We start from the raw sequence: 17,297 nt of genomic DNA on the forward strand, positions 1-17,297 counted from the left end.
TTCGTAATCGACCAATCCATCCGGCATAACGCGACAACCGGTAATCCCGATGGAACGCTTGGCGAAAGCGTCCAGTCACTACTTCAACAAGCCCGAAAGGGCAGCCTGAAGACTGATGAGGAGAACCGCCGATGGCCAGCAAGAAGAGCACCGCGCCGCATGCCAGCCAGGTCGCCGGGGCCGACACCCCGGACAAGGCCAACACCAACGCCAAGCTGCAGAGCCTGGAAACCTTCCGCAGCGACGCCACCGGCCAGGCGCTGCGTACCAACCAGGGGGTGAAGGTCGCCGACAACCAGAACAGCCTCAAGGCCGGCGCTCGCGGGCCTTCGCTGCTCGAAGACTTCATCATGCGCGAGAAGATCACCCACTTCGACCATGAGCGCATCCCCGAGCGTATCGTCCACGCCCGCGGCACCGGCGCCCACGGGTATTTCCAGAGCTACGCCAACCACAGTGCCCTGACCAAGGCCGGTTTCCTGCAGGACCCGCAGAAGATCACCCCGGTGTTCGTGCGCTTTTCCACTGTGCAGGGGCCTCGTGGCTCCGGTGACACGGTGCGCGATGTGCGCGGCTTTGCCGTCAAGTTCTACACCGATGAGGGCAATTTCGACCTGGTGGGCAATAACATGCCGGTGTTCTTCATCCAGGATGCGATCAAGTTTCCTGACTTCGTCCACGCGGTGAAACCCGAACCGCATAACGAGATCCCCACCGGCGGCTCGGCCCACGACACGTTCTGGGATTTCGTTTCGCTGGTGCCCGAGTCGGCGCACATGGTCATGTGGGCCATGTCCGACCGCGCCATTCCGCGCAGCCTGCGGATGATGGAAGGGTTCGGGGTGCACACCTTCCGCCTGATCAACGCCGAGGGCGTGGCCAGTTTCGTCAAGTTCCACTGGAAACCCCGCCAGGGCGTGCACTCGGTGCTGTGGGACGAAGCGCAGAAGCTGGCAGGCAAGGACACCGACTATCACCGTCGCGACCTGTGGGAAGCCATCGAGACCGGTGACTACCCGGAGTGGGAGCTGGGGGTGCAGATCGTTTCAGAGGAAGACGAGCACAAGTTCGACTTCGACCTGCTCGACCCGACCAAGATCATCCCCGAGGAGCTGGTGCCGGTGACGCCGCTGGGCAAGATGGTGCTCGATCGCAACCCGGACAACTTCTTCGCCGAAATCGAGCAGATCGCCTTTTGCCCGGGGCACATCGTGCCGGGTATCGATTTCACCAACGACCCGCTGCTGCAGGGCCGGCTGTTCTCCTACACCGACACGCAGATCAGCCGCCTGGGCGGGCCGAACTTCCACGAAATCCCGATCAACCGGCCAATCGCGCCTAACCACAGCGGCCAGCGCGATGCCATGCATCGGATGACCATCGACAAGGGGCGTGCGTCCTACGAGCCCAACTCCATCGATGGCGGCTGGCCGAAGGAAACCCCGCCGGCAGCGCAGGACGGCGGCTTCGAGAGCTATCAGGAGCGCGTCGACGCGCACAAGATCCGCCAGCGCAGCGATTCGTTCGGCGATCACTTCTCGCAGGCGCGGCTGTTCTTCCACAGCATGAGCGACAACGAACAACAGCACATCATCAAGGCTTACAGCTTCGAGCTGGGCAAGGTCGAGCGCGAGCACATTCGCGCGCGGGAGGTTAACGAGATCCTGGCCAATATCGACCTGAAGCTGGCAGCGGCAGTCGCGCAGAATCTCGGCCTGCCGGCGCCCAAGGCCGGGACGGTCAAGGGCAAGGAATCGAAGCTCAAGTCGTCACCGGCCTTGAGCCAGATGAATCATCCGGGCGATGTGGGCATCAAGGGGCGCAAGATTGCGCTGCTGGTAGCCAATGGCGTGGATGGCGACAGCGTCGACAGGCTGGTCAAGGCGCTGGAGGCCCACAGCGCACGCCCCATGCTGCTGGGGCCAACCTCGGCGCCGGTGAAGACCTCTGACGGCAAGGCGCTGGCGGTGGATGCCTCGATGGAAGGCATGCCGTCGGTCATGTTCGACGGGATCCTGGTCCCGGCTGGCAAGGCCTCGCTGGATGCACTGGCGGCGAGCGGGGTGTCCAAGCACTTCCTGCTTGAAGGCTACAAGCACCTCAAGGCGATCGGCCTGGCCAAGGACGGCAAGGCGCTGCTGGGGGCGCTGGGGCTCAAGGAGGACAAGGGTTTGCTGCTGGGGGATGACCAGAAGACCGTGGAGGCTTTCGTGAAGGCGGTCGAAGGGCACCGGGTGTGGGCGCGGGAGGCGGCTGCAGAAGCGATTCCGGCTTGATGCCGTAGCATATGTTCGCGGGTAAGCCGCTCCCACAGGTTATGTATGCATCTGTGGGAGCGGGTTTACCCGCGAAGATGTCGACGCTGTTTCAGTGCTGATGCGGCACCAGCACTACCTGTGCTGGCAATGCCCGCTGGATCTCGTGCTTCTGCTTCAACGCAAAATCCGCATCGATCCGCTTCACCCGCTTCTGCAGCAGGGTCTTGAGCCACGGTGCATCCTGGGTGCGCGGCACCTGGAACACCACTTCGCACTGGTAACTCACCACATCGGCGGCGATGTCATCCAGTTGCTTGCGCATGGCTGCAATGTCCGTGGTTTTCAGCGCAATCACCGTGCTCGGTGCCGCTGGGTCGATGACCCGGGCCTGCGGCTTGGATTCTGCAGCCTTCAGCGCGGCTTCAGCCTTGTCCAGCTCGGCCTGGCGGGCGTGGGCGACGGCATCGCCGCCGGTCAGCGCCGGTGCCTGTGGCATCAGTGCGCGGGCGCGGGCCAGTGCGGTGGCGGCCGCATTGACGTCGCCTTTCTGCAGGACGATCTGGCTGCGCTGCAGGTAGGCTTCGGCGATCTGGCGCTGGTATTGCTCGATACGCGCATCGTTCGGCGACTGTGCCTGCAGGCTGGCGAGCTGGTCTTCGGCGGTGGCCAGCTCGTTGCTGGCGATGTTCTGTTGCAACTGCTGCCAGGCGTCCGGCTGCGCAGGCGCGACGGGCTGCTCGACCGGGGCACTGGAACAGGCAGCCAGGAACAGGGAAAACGCGGCAACAAGCAGATAACGGGAGGCGAACGGCTTCATTCCTGCGACTCTCTATTTGCGCAAAAAGCGAGCAAGTCTACACCCAGGTGCGCACGCTCGAAAACAAGTCTTACAGACCCTTTACGGGCGCAAAGGTTGCAGGGTGCGTCAATGCGCACCCTGAAAATATCAGCGCTTGGGCAATGCCAGGCTCAGCAAGAATAGCACTGCGGCGCAGACCACGATCGACGGACCGGCAGGCGTATCCTTGAACCAGGACATCGCCAGCCCCCCGCAAACCGCGGCCACGCCCAGCAGGCTGGCGCCCAGGGCCATCTGCTCGGGCGAGCGCGCGTGACGTTGTGCCGCAGCGGCCGGGATGATCAGCAGCGAGGTGATCAGTAGCACGCCGACGATCTTCATCGCCACGGCGATGACCACCGCGATCAGCAGCATCAACGCCATGCGCAGGCCCGCCACTGGCAGGCCCTCGACCATCGCCAGCTCCTCGTGCACGGTGATTGCCAGCAGCGGGCGCCAGAGCACCGCGAGCAAGGCCAGCACCAACACACTGCCGCCGAGAATCCATGACAGGTCGGTGGTACTGATCGCCAGCAGGTCACCGAACAGGTAGGCCATCAGGTCGATGCGCACGTCGTGCATGAAGCTCAGCACCACCAGGCCCAGCGACAGGGTGCTGGGCGCGAGGATGCCGAGCAGGGTGTCGGAGGCCAGCGGCTGGCGTTGTTGCAGGGTCACCAGCAGGATCGCCAGCAACAGGCAGCCGACCGTTACCGCGAGCGTGGGGCTGACGTCCAGTACGAAGCCCAGGGCCACGCCCAGCAGCGCGGCATGGGACAAGGTGTCGCCGAAATAGGCCATGCGCCGCCAGACCACGAAGGAGCCCAGGGGGCCGGCCACCAGCGCCAGGGAAAGACCGGCAAGCAAGGCGTACAGAAGAAAATCAGCCATGCTTGCAGTGCTCTCCGTGGACATGGGCGCCGGGGGCGATCACCGCACCGTGCAGGTCGTGGCTGTGATCATGATGGTGGTGATAGACCGCAAGGCTTGGCGCGTTCTGGCCGAACAGCTCGACGAATGCCGGGTCGTTGCTGACCTGCTCCGGGTGGCCCGAACAGCACACATGGCGGTTCAGGCAGACCACCTGGTCGGTGGCGCTCATCACCAGGTGCAGGTCGTGGGAGACCATCAGCACGCCGCAGCCGTGGCGGTCGCGCAGGCGGGTGATGAGGTTGTACAGCTCGGTCTGGCCAACCACGTCCACGCCCTGTACCGGTTCGTCGAGCACCAGCAGCTCAGGCTCGCGCAGCAGCGCCCGAGCCAGCAGTACCCGTTGCATCTCGCCACCGGAGACCGTCTGGATCGGGCTGTCGATGACATGCTCGGCGCCCACCTCCTGCAATGCCGACAGCGCCGCGGCGCGATCCACGCCCGGCACCAGGCGCAGGAATCGCAGCACCGACAGCGGCAGGGTGGCGTCGACCTGGATCTTCTGCGGCATGTAGCCGATGCGCAGGCGCGGCTTGCGCCAGACCTTGCCACTGTGCGGCTTGAGCAGGCCGAGCACGGCGCGCACCAGGGTGGTCTTGCCAGCACCGTTGGGGCCGATCAGGGTGACGATCTGGCGCGGTGCGACCGACAGGTCGATGCTGTCGAGCACCGCCTCGCCGCCAAAGGTGACGCCGACCTGCTCCAGGCGGATCAGCGCGTCGCTCATGCGGCGCCCCGGCAGTTGCCGCACAGGCCGACCACTTCGACGGTCTGGGATTCGACGGCAAAGCCCACGGCCTTGGCACTGGCGACGATGGCGCCGCTGATGCTCTCCTGCTCCAGTTCGATGGCCACGTGGCATTCGCGGCAGATCAGGAACTGGCCCTGGTGCTTGTGTTCAGGGTGGCTGCAGCCGATGAAGGCGTTGAGCGAGGCGATGCGGTGCACCAGGCCGTTCTCGAGCAGGAAGTCCAGGGCGCGGTACACGGTCGGCGGCGCGGCGCGGCGACCGTCCTGCTCGCTGAGCACGGCGAGGATGTCGTAGGCGCCCAGCGGCTTGTGGCTTTGCCACACCAGCTCCAGCACACGGCGGCGCAGCGCGGTCAGGCGCAGACCCTGGCGGACGCACAGGGCGTCGGCTTCGGCCAGGGCGCTGTGGACGCAATGGGAATGATCGTGGGGACGGTGAGCCAGCGGCGTGATTGACATGGGCAGCGACGGTTATCGATGGAGACGTTATTATGTTACCTGTTTCTGACGAGCCGAGTATCCACCGTGTCCCGATTCCTTGCTCTCTTTGTCGCTTTCATCACTTTCTCGGCCCACGCCGACGTGCGTGTGCTGACCAGCATCAAGCCCCTGCAGCAGATCGCTGCCGCGGTTCAGGACGGTGTCGGCAGCCCCGACGTGTTGCTGCCGCCCGGCGCCTCGCCGCACAACTACGCCCTGCGCCCGTCCGACGTACGGAAGGTGGGCGACGCCGACCTGCTGTACTGGATCGGCCCGGACATGGAGAGCTTCCTGCCGCGCGTGCTGGGCAGCCGGAGCAAGCCGACTGTCGCGGTGCAGGCGTTGCCTGGCATGAAGCTGCGCCGTTTCGGCGAAGACAGCCACTCGCATGAAGAAGACCACGACGACCACGACCATGATCACCGCCCAGGGTCGCTCGATGCGCACCTGTGGCTGTCATCGGTCAATGCTCGGGTGATCGCGGCGAAAATGGCCAGTGACCTGGCGGCGGCGGATCCGGCCAATGCGGCGCGCTACCAGGCCAACCAGAAGGCCTTCGGCGAGCGCCTGGATGCGCTCGATCAGCGGATCAAGGCCCGCGTGGCCGGCATTGCCGGCAAGCCCTACTTCGTGTTCCACGAAGCCTTCGACTACTTCGAGGCAGAGTACGGGTTGCGCCATACCGGCGTGTTCAGCGTCGCCGCCGAGGTGCAGCCGGGCGCGCAGCATGTCGCGGCGATGCGCAAGCGCCTGCAGGAAGTTGGTCCGACCTGTGTGTTCAGTGAACCGCCGATCCGTCCGCGCCTCGCCGAAACGCTGGTGGCCGGGCTGCCGGTGACCTTGGCGGAACTGGATGCGCTGGGTGGGACCGATACGGTGGATGGCAAGGGCTACGAGCGCTTGCTGGAGAAGCTGGGGAATGATCTGACCGGTTGCCTGGAGCATCTCTAGCGGCTGACCCGGCCCTATCGCGGGGCAAGACGAATCGTCGCACCGCCCACAGGCAAGGCGCTGATTCTGGGGTCAGCGCTGTGTCTGTGGGAGCGGCGGTGCGACGATTCGACTTGCCCCGCGATTGGGCCGCCGCGCTTACAGCGCGAACGGCAACTTCAACGCCACCTGCTGGCGCTGCACCAACCGCACCTCGAACTCGCTCGGATCATGGATCGTCACGTCCATGCCGGCAAAGTCCCGCGCCGCAATCAACCGCGACAGCCAGAAACGCACGCAACCCACCCGCAGCATCACCTGCCACAGCTCGGCCTCGGCGGCGGTGAACGGCCGCAGCGCGGCGTAGGCGCCCAACAGTGCCTGGGCGCGCGGCAGGTCGATGCCGCCCGCTTCGTTCAGGCACCAGTCATTCACGGTGATGGCGATGTCGTACAGCATCGGCCCGGAACAGGCATTGTAGAAGTCGATCAGACCGGTCAGGTGGGTGCCTTCGAACATCACGTTGTCGCGGAACAGGTCGGCGTGCAGGTTGGCCCGTGGCAGGGCGAGGATCTGCGCCTTGTGCACGTTGATCTCGTCCAGCGCCGGTTGCAGCAGCGCCACCTGGCTGGCGTCGAGCCCGGCCAGCAGCTCGGCGCCGGACGCCAGCATCCAGTCCAGGCCGCGGTCGGTGCGGCGCTCGATGATGCGCTCACGGGTCGCCAGGTGGATATGCGCCAGCAACTCGCCGACCTGGGCGCAGTGCTGATTGTTCGGCGCCTTGACGTGCTTGCCCGACAGCCGCGGCTGCAGCAGTGCCGGCTTGCCGCACAGTTCGCGCAGGCCATTGCCGTCGCGATCGCGCACCGCGTAGGGGACGGGCATGTCGGCGTCATGCAGCACGTCGAGCAGTTCGATGAAGAACGGCATGTCTTCGGCCGGCCCACGCTCGATCAGCGTCAGTACGAATTCCCCTTTTTCCAGGCTTACGAAGAAATTGCTGTTTTCGGTTCCGGCGGCAATGCCCTGGAAGTCGAGCAGACGGCCCAGCTCGTATGGCGCCAGAAAGGTTTCCAGCTCAGGCCGGGACACAGGGGTGAAGACTGACATGTTGAAAAGTTGCCCATACGGGCACTTCCAGGAGGAAGTGCCTGGTTGATAAGAACGATACGCGTTACTAGCTTACCATTCGAAGATCTTCCAGGACGGAATCAGCATGTCCGGCTGGTCGGATCGAATGAAATTGCCATCGGAGCCATCGGCGCGTACCAGGAAATAAGGCTTGCCGTTTTTCGGCGTGATCTTGATCGCATACAGGAAACCGTTCTGACGGTACTCCTGGATGGTTCTGTCGCCTTCCGTGCGAATGGTCACATCGGGATCTGCCGATGGGGCGTCGTCCGCCGCCAGCGTAACGACCGGCATGGTGGCCAGCAGGCTGAGCAGTAACAGGCGAATGGGTGTACGCATGATAACCTAAGTCCTTTTGTCGTCACTGATCCGGCTATTCTAGCTCCGGACCCGTCGAAAAGGTTGATTCTCCTCATGAGCCAAGCGCCTCTCGTCCTGGTGGACGGTTCGTCCTACCTCTACCGCGCCTTTCACGCCCTGCCGCCGCTGACCACGTCCAAGGGCATGCCCACCGGTGCGGTCAAGGGCGTGCTGAACATGCTCAAGAGCCTGCGCAAGCAATACCCGGACAGCCTGTTCGCGGTGGTCTTCGACGCCAAGGGCGGCACTTTCCGCGATGCCATGTTCGCCGAGTACAAGGCCAACCGCCCGAGCATGCCCGACGATCTGCGCGTGCAGGTCGAGCCGCTGCACGCCAGCGTCAGGGCCCTGGGCTACCCGCTGCTGTGCGTCGAAGGCGTCGAGGCCGACGACGTGATCGGCACCCTGGCCCGCAGCAGTGCGGCAGCCGGGCGTCCGGTCATCATCTCGACCGGCGACAAGGACATGGCGCAACTGGTAGACGGCCACATCACCCTGGTCAACACCATGACCGGCACGGTGCTCGACGTGGCTGGCGTGCACGAGAAGTTCGGCGTCGGTCCCGAGCACATCATCGACTTCCTGGCCCTGATGGGCGACAAGGTCGATAACATCCCGGGTGTTCCGGGAGTCGGCGAGAAGACCGCCGTGGGCCTGTTGACCGGTATCGGTGGCGGCCTGCGTGACCTGTACGAGAACCTCGACAAGGTGCCGGGCCTGGCCATTCGCGGCGCCAAGACCCTGCCGGCCAAGCTTGAGGAGCACCGCGACGCGGCGTTCCTGTCGTATGAGCTGGCGACCATCAAGGTCGATGTCGAGCTGGATGTCGAGGTCGATGCCCTGGTGTGCGGCGAGCCGGACCGTGAAGCATTGCTGGCGCTGTACACCGAAATGGAGTTCAAGAGCTGGGTCGCCGAGGTACAGCGCGACGCCGCCCGGGAGGGTGACACCATTGCTCCGGTCGAGGAGCCTGCGGCCCAGGTCGAGGCGAAATACGAAACCATCCTCGACCAGGCGCGCTTCGATGTCTGGCTCGAGAAGCTGCGCCAGGCGCCGCTGTTCGCCTTCGACACCGAGACCACCGGCCTGGATGCCCAGCGTGCGGAGCTGGTCGGCCTGTCGTTCGCGGTCGAGCCCCATGAAGCGGCCTATGTGCCGCTGGCCCACGACTACGAAGGTGCTCCGAAGCAGTTGGACCGCGACGCGGTGCTGAAGGCGCTCAAGCCGTTGCTGGAAGACCCGGCCAAGGCCAAGGTCGGGCAGAACGCCAAGTACGACATCAACATCCTGGCCAACGCTTCGCTGCCGATCCAGATGCGTGGCGTGGCCTATGACACCATGCTCGAATCCTATGTGCTCGACTCCACCGCCACGCGTCACGACATGGACAGCCTGGCGCAGAAGTACCTCGACCACAGCACCATCGCCTTCGAGGATATCGCTGGCAAGGGCGCCAAGCAGCTGACCTTCAACCAGATCCATCTGGACAAGGCTGGCCCGTACGCCGCCGAAGATGCCGACATCACCCTGCGCCTGCACCACGCACTGCAGGCACGCCTGGCGAAAACGCCCAGCGTGCAGCCGGTGCTGATGGACATCGAGATGCCGCTGGTGCCGGTGCTGGCCAGGATCGAGCGCCAGGGCGCGTTGGTCGACGCGGAGCTGCTCAAGGTGCAGAGCGGTGAGCTGGGCGTGAAGATGGTCGAGCTCGAGCGTCGGGCGTTCGAGCTGGCGGGCGAAGAATTCAACCTGGGTTCACCCAAGCAACTGGGGGTGATCCTCTACGATAAGCTGGGCATGCCGGTACTGAGCAAGACTGCCAAGGGCCAGGCTTCCACGGCCGAAGCCGTGCTCGCGGACCTGGCCGCCGAAGGCTATCCGCTGCCGACGGTGCTGATGGAGTACCGCTCCCTGAGCAAGCTCAAGAGCACCTATACCGACAAGCTGCCGGACCAGATCAACCCGCGTACCGGGCGTATCCACACCTCCTACCAGCAGGCGGTGGCCGCCACCGGGCGCTTGTCGTCCAGCGATCCGAACCTGCAGAACATTCCGGTACGCACTCCCGAAGGCCGACGCATCCGCCAGGCCTTCGTTGCCAGCCCCGGCTACAAGCTGCTGGCCGCGGACTACTCGCAGATCGAGCTGCGCATCATGGCCCACCTGGCCAAGGATGAAGGCCTGCTGCACGCCTTCCGCAATGACCTTGATGTGCACCGCGCGACGGCCGCAGAAGTATTCGGCGTGGCGCTGGATGCAGTCACCAACGACCAGCGTCGCAGCGCCAAGGCCATCAACTTCGGCTTGATCTACGGCATGAGCGCCTTCGGCCTGGCCAAGCAGATCGGCGTCGATCGCAAGCAGTCGCAGGACTACATCGACCGCTACTTCGCGCGCTATCCCGGCGTGCTGGCCTACATGGAGCGCACCCGCACCCAGGCCGCCGAGCAGGGCTTCGTCGAAACCTTGTTCGGGCGGCGCCTGTACCTGCCGGACATCAATGCCAAGAATCCGGCCCTGCGCAAAGGTGCCGAGCGTACCGCGATCAACGCGCCGATGCAGGGTACGGCGGCCGACATCGTCAAGCGCGCCATGGTCGCGGTGGACAACTGGCTGAGCGACAGTGGCCTGGATGCCCGGGTGATTCTCCAGGTGCACGATGAACTGGTGCTGGAGGTGCGTGAAGACCTGGTCGAACAGGTGAAGGCCGAAATTCGCCCCTACATGAGCAACGCCGCGCAGCTCGACGTTCCGTTGCTGGTCGAAGTCGGCGTAGGCTCGAATTGGGACGAAGCTCACTAAACGGTAGGGCGAAGAAGAGTAGGATCTGTGTCGTAGTGCCGCAGATCCGCAGGGTCGGCTCCTCGCCCCCCGGTTCTGAAGATTCATGAAACTATCGCAAATAGTTTTCAAGGCTTCGGAACTAAACCGGTGAACCGGAACTCAGAGTAACTGAATGGCTGGTGAAGCCTTTCGATGCTCCTATGTTGTGTTAAGTGTTGGCAGATATCTGGACCCCGCCCTAGCGGTCCGGACTTGGACCCCGAACTTCCCCCTCCCCATATGAAGTCCGGGGTTTTTTTTGCCCGGAATTTGCCTCATCGCTGCTGGAGAAGCCTGTGGCAGCGGACCAGCCCGCCGCCACAGATTGCAGGTGGATCTTCAAGCCACCGGCTTGTCTTCCAGCTCCATCCAATCCGCCAAGACCCGATAGGCCTCTTCCAGCCCCTGGCGCTTGGGTGCCGAGAACAGCTGGATGGACGCCGCGTCGCCCCAGCCCTTGCGAATTTCCGACTGCACCTTGAGCAGGGTGTTCTTGCCCGCGCCGTGAGTGAGCTTGTCAGCCTTGGTCAGCAGGATGTGCATGGGCATGCCGCTGGCCTTGGCCCAGTCGAGCATCATCTTGTCGAAGTCGGTCATCGGGTGGCGCACATCCATCAGCAGGATCACGCCCCGCAGGCATTCGCGCCCGCCCAGGTAGGCCTCCAGGTGTTTCTGCCAGTGCTGCTTGAGCGGAATCGGCACTTTCGCATAACCGTAACCTGGCAGGTCGACCAAACGCCGTTCATCGTCCAGACTGAAGAAATTCAACAGCTGGGTGCGCCCCGGGGTCTTGGAGGTACGCGCCAGGCTGGCATGGGTCAGGGTATTGAGGGCGCTGGATTTACCGGCGTTGGAGCGGCCGGCGAAAGCCACCTCGTAGCCCTGGTCTTCCGGGCATTGTTCGACCTTGGCAGCGCTGAGGGCGAATTTGGCTTTCTGGCAGAGGCCGAGGATGGGGTTCTTGACTTGCATGGGATATCCGATGTGGGTGTTGCCTGATCCAGGCCGCGTTTCCGTTTGGAGGGCGGAAGTATATAATGCCCCAGTTTTTGTGTGCTCATTCTCCCAGCGAAGGAGAACGAGCATGGGGTGTCGATCACTAGCTCGCGCATCAGAACGCAGCGCGGCCCCCAACCCTGTCAGGTCGTTCCGCATGGCGAAATGGCTGCTGGCGGTCGGTATGTTCCAGCCGTTTTTCAGCGCACAGGCTACACAGGATCCCGAGGCGTTGTACAACCGCACATGTGCGGCCTGTCACGCCGGTCAGCTGCCACAGGCCCCGAGGAAGGGCGATGCGGCGGCCTGGGAACCGAGGCTGGCGCGAGGTCTGGATGTACTGGTGGCGCATGTTACCCAGGGTTTCAAGGCTATGCCGCCGCGTGGATTGTGCATGGACTGCAGTGCCGAGGACTACCGATTGGTCATCCTTTGGATGAGCGGCAGTCCCGATACATAACATTTCACCCTTAGCCGTGTTGGATTAGCTGATGAACAAACTATTCGTGAGTCTGCTGTTGACCATGGGTGTCGCAGGTGCGGCCACTGCTGCCGACCCCATCAAAGGCGATGCCGCTGCCGGCCAGGCGAAGACTGCGGTCTGTGGTGCCTGCCATAACCCCGACGGCAACAGCCTGGCGCCGAACTTCCCGAAACTGGCCGGCCAGGGCCAGCGCTACCTTGAGAAGCAACTGCACGACATCAAGTCGGGCAAGCGCACGGTGCTGGAAATGACCGGCATGCTGGCGGCCTTCAATGACCAGGACCTGGCCGATATCGCCGCCTACTTCGCCAGCCAGAAAGGCAGTGTCGGCGCGGCAGATCCCAAGCTGGTCGAACGAGGCCGTGCGCTGTTCAACGGCGGTGACCTGGAGAAAGGCATGCCGGCCTGTACCGGTTGCCACTCGCCCAATGGCGCAGGCATCGCCCTGGCCGGCTTCCCTCACCTGAGCGGCCAGCACTCGCAGTATGTCAGCAAGCAGCTCACCGACTTCCGTGAAGGCAACCGCACCAACGATGGCGATGCCATGACCATGCGCACCATCGCCGGCAAGCTGAGCAACAAGGATATCGAGGCGTTGGCCAGCTATATCCAGGGGCTGCATTGAGGCGAGCGTTAACACTCGGTTAATGCACCATCGCTAAACATGAAAAGGGTGGCGCAGGCCGCCCTTTTTTATGGTCCCAGCCGTTACACTACAGAACTCGAGCCCTTCATGGCCTGTCACAGCATAGGTCGTGTCGAGGCGACCACTGACTGCTCAGGAGTAAAGCATGCGTAAACTGATTCTCAGCGCTGCGCTGGTCGCCGCCAGCGTATTCGGTATGGCCGCGGTACAGGCCGCAGAGCCTGTGGCCGGCAAGGAATATATCGAGCTGAGCAACCCGGTCCCGGTCTCGCAGCCAGGCAAGATCGAAGTCGTCGAGCTGTTCTGGTACGGCTGCCCGCACTGCTACCACTTCGAACCCACCATCAACCCCTGGGTCGACAAGCTGCCGGCAGACGTCAACTTCAAGCGCGTCCCGGCCATGTTCGGCGGCCCTTGGGATGCCCACGGCCAGATGTTCCTGACCCTCGAAGCCATGGGCGTCGAGCACAAGGTCCACGCCGCAGTCTTCGATGCCATCCAGAACCAGCGCAAGCGCCTGACCGACCCGAACGACATGGCCGACTTCCTCGCCACCCAAGGCGTGGACAAGGACAAGTTCCTCGCCACCTTCAACTCGTTCGCCATCAAGGGCCAGGTCAACCAGGCCAAGGAACTGGCGAAGAAGTACGAAATCACCGGCGTGCCGAGCATGGTGGTCAACGGCAAGTACCGCTTCGACCTGGGTACCGCTGGCGGGCCGGAAGGCGTCCTGAACGTCGCCGACCAACTGATCGCCAAGGAGCGTGCCGCTAAGTAAGCGGCGCAGCCATGGCCCGCTTGCGTACCACGCGAAGTGTTGGCCTGCACCAGCCGCGGGTCAACGAACATCATCTGCAGGCCCCAGGCCTGCCGGAGGATGGTCGCCTGCGGCTGCTCAGCTTCAATATCCAGGTCGGCATCAGCACCGAGCGCTACCGCCACTACCTGACCCGCAGCTGGCAGCACCTGCTGCCGCATACCGGGCGGGCCGGCAACCTGCAGAAGATCGGCGACCTGCTCGGTGACTTCGACCTGGTTGCCCTGCAGGAAGCCGACGGCGGCAGCCTGCGCTCGGGCTACGTCAACCAGGTCGAGCACCTGGCCCAGCTCGGCGCCTTCCCTTACTGGTACCAGCAGCTCAACCGCAATCTCGGGCGTTTCGCCCAGCACAGCAACGGCGTGCTCAGCCGACTCAAGCCCCAGCACCTTGAAGACCACCCCCTGCCCGGTCCGTCCGGTCGCGGGGCGATCCTGGTGCGCTTTGGCGAAGGCGAGAACGCGCTGATCGTGGTGATGATGCACCTGGCGCTGGGCGCCAAGACCCGCGCCCTGCAACTGGGGTATGTCCGTGAGCTGATCGGCGGCTACCGCCACCAGATCCTCATGGGCGACATGAACACCCACGCCAACGACCTGCTCGAGCGCTCGCCCCTGCGCGACCTCGGCCTGATCGCCCCACAGGTCGAGGCGACCTTCCCCAGCTGGCGCCCGCAACGCTGCCTGGATCACATCCTGCTCAGCCCGAGCCTGACGCTTGAACGGGTCGAAGTGCTGTCGCAGCCAATTTCCGACCACCTGCCTGTCGCGGTCGAGATCCGATTGCCGGATGCCCTGACTGTGGATACCCTGCCGGTCGTGCGCTGACACACTCAAGAGTTCGCGCTTCGCGCCGAAATCCAGTATTCACATACTCCCTGATGCCATTACCGTTGCGGATCCAGGCATGACCGACGAAGCCGAGCGCTGGAAAGAAAAATATCTAAAAAGCATCGAACGGCAGGAGAAACTCGAGCGCCGTTGGGAAGCCCGCCTCGACCTGCTGCGCCGTGGCCTGGTCCGCAGCACGCTGGCCGCTGAGGGTAGCGACAAGGTCGTCGACCAGTGCATGAAGGAAATGCGCGAGGTCATCCGCAGCGACAGCATGGACGCGGGGCTTGCCGGGCTCATTCCACGCCTGGAAAAGGCGGTGCTGGAGTCTGAACAGCGTCGCGAAACGCGCATGAACCAGGTCAGCGATGCGCTGACCTCGCTGGTCACCCAACTGCAAGGGTTGGAACTGCCTGGCGATGTTTCCCGCCCCCTGAAGAAGCTGGCCAAGAAACTCGACGGTGGCGTCAGCCAGTCGCGTGAGCTGCCGCCGCTACTGGGTGAGCTCAGCGGGCTGCAAGGGCGAGCGTTGTCGTCGCTGCGCAAGGTGACCGAAGAGGCGCGTCCGGGCTTGTTGCAGCGGCTGTTCGGCGGTCGTGAAGACGGCTCTCAGGTCGCACCAGAGCCGGAGCAGGTGCCAGCATTGCCGCGCGCTGCGGTGCACGTCGAGGCGGTGACCGAAGCTCCGCCCGTCCATGTGCCCGAGGCGCAACCGCCGGCCCCGCCCCGCGTGCTCGACGCCGACGAGCTGCAGCCCCTGCCTGCGGTGCAGCCGGCACCCGAGCCGGCCCCGGAAGTCGCGCTGCCCGCGCCGGAAGTCACCCCGTCTGTCGAGCAGGTGGAGCCCGTCGCCGAGGCCCCCGAGCAAGCCGACCTTACCCACCCCGCACCTGTTGAAGCTGCCGCCGAGCCTGAGCCAGTCGAACCGCAGCCTGTCGCCGACGGCTCGCCACAGGAAGACGCCGACACCCCCGAGCCGCTGGAGGACGAGCCGCTTGCCGAGGACGGCCCCTACGACCTGCCGGATGCCGTGGAGCCGCCCTACAGTCAGGTTGCCGCGCACATCGAGGAAACCCTCATCGGTTTGCTCGATGACCTCAGCCTGCCTGAGCGCCACAAGGCCCAGGCCCTGGATATGCGCGAGCGGGTGGCGCGCGGTCTGAACTGGTATGAGCTGATCCCGGTGCTGGACGACCTTGCGGTGTTGATGCTGGCAATCAACGACAGCGGCCAGCATGAATTCGAAGCCTACCTGCAGCAGATCAACGAGCGCCTGGAGACCTTCCAGAGCCATCTGCAGGAGGCCAGCGAGGGACACGCCGACAACAGCACCGCCGCCCGCGAGCTGGACAGCCAGCTGCGCGAACAGGTCGATGGCCTGCAGAGCAGCGTCCAGGGCGCAGTAGACATCGACAGCCTCAAGCACCTGCTGGACAACCGGCTCGAGGGCCTGCTGGTCACCATGGATGAGCACCAGCACGAGCGTGACCGCCGTGAGCAGGAGCTGGCCGGACGCCTGCAGGGCCTGGCCGAGCGAGTGGCGAGCATGGAGCAGGAGGCGCTTGGCTACCGTGAGCATCTGGAAGAACAGCGCCAGAAAGCACTGGTCGATCCGCTGACCGGTCTGCCCAACCGCGCCGCCTGGAGCGAACGGGTCGAGCGCGAGCTTGCCGACTGGCAGGAGAACGGCGGCCACCTGGCCATGGCCATCCTCGACCTCGATCATTTCAAACGCATCAACGACGGCTATGGCCATCTGGCCGGCGACAAGGTGCTGAAGATCGTTGCCGACCAATTGCGCAAGCGCTTGCGCGGGCGCGACTTCATTGCCCGCTTTGGTGGCGAGGAGTTCGTCCTGCTGCTCCCCCAGACATCTCCCCCCACAGCGCTGCAGGTCGCCGAAGCGATGCGTGCGGCAATCGAGGCCTGCCCGTTTCACTTCAAGGGCGAGCGCGTGGTGATCACCACGTCCATCGGCGTCAGCGCCTTCCGCTCCGGCGAGCGTGGCGACCAGGTGCTCAAGCGTGCGGACGAAGCGCTATACCGCGCCAAGGACCAGGGGCGCAATCGCGTCGAGCAAGGGTAACAAGTACCGCTACGCCAGCCCTGTTGCTTTCGACACGGTTCGTGCGCTCAGTCCGCTGAGTGGGCATCGTTGGGAATGGGTAATCGGCGATAGCACGTTATACTGTAGCGCTTATACCGACACATGACGTGCCTCCATCCGATGAAAACGTTCGCTACTGCCCTTCTCCTCATCCTGCTCGCCGGCTGCTCCAGCGGTCTGCGTATCGACCGCAGCCACACCTCGGCGAACCAGGACAGCCGCATCCAGTTCGTCGTCCTGCACTACACCAACGCTTCGTTGGAGCGCTCGCTGGCGCTGCTGACTCAAGGTGAGGTCAGCAGCCATTACCTGGTTGGCGACGGCAATGCCACGGTCTACCAGCTGGTGGATGAAAGCCGCCGCGCATGGCATGCCGGCGACAGTCAGTGGCAGGGCCGCACCTGGCTCAACTCGAGCTCGATCGGTATCGAGATCGTCAATCCCGGCTATACCGATACCCCCAGCGGACGTGTCTGGCACCCCTACAGCGAAGCGCAGATCGAGGCAGTGATCGCCCTGGTCAAGGATATCGTCCAGCGCAACAACATCCAGCCGCGCAACATCATTGGCCACAGCGACATCGCGCCTTTGCGCAAGCTCGACCCGGGGCCGCTGTTCCCCTGGAAGCGCCTGGCTGACGCAGGCCTCGGGATCTGGCCGAACGCCGCCTCCGTGGCGCGCCAGCAGGTGTATTTCGAGGCCAATCCACCGAGCCCGCTCTGGTACCAGCAACAACTGGCCCGTTTCGGCTATGCCATTGAGCAGACCGGCGAGCTGGATGTCTCGACCCGCCATGTCATCGCCGCTTTCCAGATGCACTTCCGTGCGCAGCGCTTCGACGGCCTGCCAGACGCACAGACCGCGGCGATACTGCAGGTGCTCAACAGCATGCGGTGATTCAGGACCGCCCATCGCGC

The 17,297-nt window shown here is 64.2% G+C and carries 16 protein-coding genes; 9 read left to right on the top strand and 7 right to left on the bottom strand.

Going from position 1 to position 17,297, the window contains the following annotated elements:
• Positions 1-131 precede the first annotated feature (131 nt).
• Positions 132-2,276 (top strand): catalase HPII, encoded by a 2,145-nt coding sequence (gene katE / locus AC2CGW_RS10850; RefSeq protein ID WP_411383549.1) that lies wholly within the window; start codon positions 132-134, stop codon positions 2,274-2,276.
• 91 nt (positions 2,277-2,367) lie between these two features.
• Here the strand turns inward: katE and AC2CGW_RS10855 are convergent, their stop codons facing one another.
• The 4 genes from AC2CGW_RS10855 to zur form a co-directional block, all read right to left on the bottom strand.
• A complete protein-coding gene (locus tag AC2CGW_RS10855; RefSeq protein WP_411383550.1) occupies positions 2,368-3,075 on the bottom strand; it encodes a PA5502 family lipoprotein in 708 nt (235 codons plus the stop codon).
• 129 nt (positions 3,076-3,204) lie between these two features.
• A complete protein-coding gene (gene znuB / locus AC2CGW_RS10860; RefSeq protein ID WP_186669954.1) occupies positions 3,205-3,987 on the bottom strand; it encodes a zinc ABC transporter permease subunit ZnuB in 783 nt (260 codons plus the stop codon).
• Positions 3,980-4,753, bottom strand: a complete 774-nt coding sequence (znuC, locus tag AC2CGW_RS10865; RefSeq protein WP_186669952.1) for a zinc ABC transporter ATP-binding protein ZnuC — start codon at positions 4,751-4,753, stop codon at positions 3,980-3,982. Before znuC ends, znuB begins: the two co-directional genes overlap by 8 nt.
• On the bottom strand, positions 4,750-5,235 hold the full coding sequence (gene zur / locus AC2CGW_RS10870; protein WP_186669950.1) for a zinc uptake transcriptional repressor Zur: 486 nt from the start codon (positions 5,233-5,235) through the stop codon (positions 4,750-4,752). The genes znuC and zur overlap by 4 nt, the downstream gene beginning before the upstream one ends.
• Before the next feature lie 18 nt (positions 5,236-5,253).
• Here zur and AC2CGW_RS10875 point away from each other — a divergent pair, with 18 nt between their 5' ends.
• Complete coding sequence (locus tag AC2CGW_RS10875) at positions 5,254-6,207, top strand: zinc ABC transporter substrate-binding protein (protein WP_189657700.1); 954 nt, start codon at positions 5,254-5,256, stop codon at positions 6,205-6,207.
• Between the two features lie 138 nt (positions 6,208-6,345).
• On the opposite strand, the gene AC2CGW_RS10880 is transcribed toward AC2CGW_RS10875, so the two are convergent.
• Both AC2CGW_RS10880 and AC2CGW_RS10885 read right to left on the bottom strand, forming a co-directional pair.
• On the bottom strand, positions 6,346-7,296 hold the full coding sequence (locus tag AC2CGW_RS10880; protein WP_186669947.1) for a homoserine kinase: 951 nt from the start codon (positions 7,294-7,296) through the stop codon (positions 6,346-6,348).
• A 72-nt stretch (positions 7,297-7,368) separates the two neighbouring features.
• Positions 7,369-7,656 carry a DUF2782 domain-containing protein gene (locus AC2CGW_RS10885; protein WP_063542000.1) on the bottom strand — a complete coding sequence of 96 codons (288 nt, stop codon included), beginning with the start codon at positions 7,654-7,656 and terminating at the stop codon, positions 7,369-7,371.
• A 75-nt stretch (positions 7,657-7,731) separates the two neighbouring features.
• Here AC2CGW_RS10885 and polA point away from each other — a divergent pair, with 75 nt between their 5' ends.
• On the top strand, positions 7,732-10,479 hold the full coding sequence (polA, locus tag AC2CGW_RS10890) for a DNA polymerase I (protein ID WP_426351975.1): 2,748 nt from the start codon (positions 7,732-7,734) through the stop codon (positions 10,477-10,479).
• A 360-nt stretch (positions 10,480-10,839) separates the two neighbouring features.
• Here polA and yihA read toward each other — a convergent pair whose 3' ends face one another.
• On the bottom strand, positions 10,840-11,472 hold the full coding sequence (gene yihA / locus AC2CGW_RS10895; RefSeq protein WP_054893353.1) for a ribosome biogenesis GTP-binding protein YihA/YsxC: 633 nt from the start codon (positions 11,470-11,472) through the stop codon (positions 10,840-10,842).
• 181 nt (positions 11,473-11,653) lie between these two features.
• On the opposite strand from yihA, the gene AC2CGW_RS10900 reads away from it, so the two are divergent.
• From AC2CGW_RS10900 to AC2CGW_RS10925, 6 genes are all read left to right on the top strand, one after another.
• Positions 11,654-11,956, top strand: a complete 303-nt coding sequence (locus tag AC2CGW_RS10900) for a c-type cytochrome (RefSeq protein WP_186669944.1) — start codon at positions 11,654-11,656, stop codon at positions 11,954-11,956.
• 31 nt (positions 11,957-11,987) lie between these two features.
• Complete coding sequence (locus tag AC2CGW_RS10905) at positions 11,988-12,605, top strand: c-type cytochrome (protein WP_054893351.1); 618 nt, start codon at positions 11,988-11,990, stop codon at positions 12,603-12,605.
• A 166-nt stretch (positions 12,606-12,771) separates the two neighbouring features.
• On the top strand, positions 12,772-13,404 hold the full coding sequence (dsbA, locus tag AC2CGW_RS10910; protein WP_186669943.1) for a thiol:disulfide interchange protein DsbA: 633 nt from the start codon (positions 12,772-12,774) through the stop codon (positions 13,402-13,404).
• 11 nt (positions 13,405-13,415) lie between these two features.
• Positions 13,416-14,270 carry an endonuclease/exonuclease/phosphatase family protein gene (locus AC2CGW_RS10915; protein WP_186721078.1) on the top strand — a complete coding sequence of 285 codons (855 nt, stop codon included), beginning with the start codon at positions 13,416-13,418 and terminating at the stop codon, positions 14,268-14,270.
• A 79-nt stretch (positions 14,271-14,349) separates the two neighbouring features.
• Positions 14,350-16,359, top strand: coding sequence for a GGDEF domain-containing protein (locus tag AC2CGW_RS10920; protein ID WP_484574038.1), 2,010 nt, complete (start codon positions 14,350-14,352; stop codon positions 16,357-16,359).
• A gap of 141 nt (positions 16,360-16,500) precedes the next feature.
• Positions 16,501-17,277 carry an N-acetylmuramoyl-L-alanine amidase gene (locus AC2CGW_RS10925; protein ID WP_484574039.1) on the top strand — a complete coding sequence of 259 codons (777 nt, stop codon included), beginning with the start codon at positions 16,501-16,503 and terminating at the stop codon, positions 17,275-17,277.
• Positions 17,278-17,297: the final 20 nt, after the last annotated feature.

This window comes from Pseudomonas sp. SYWMCR5 (assembly GCF_057197165.1).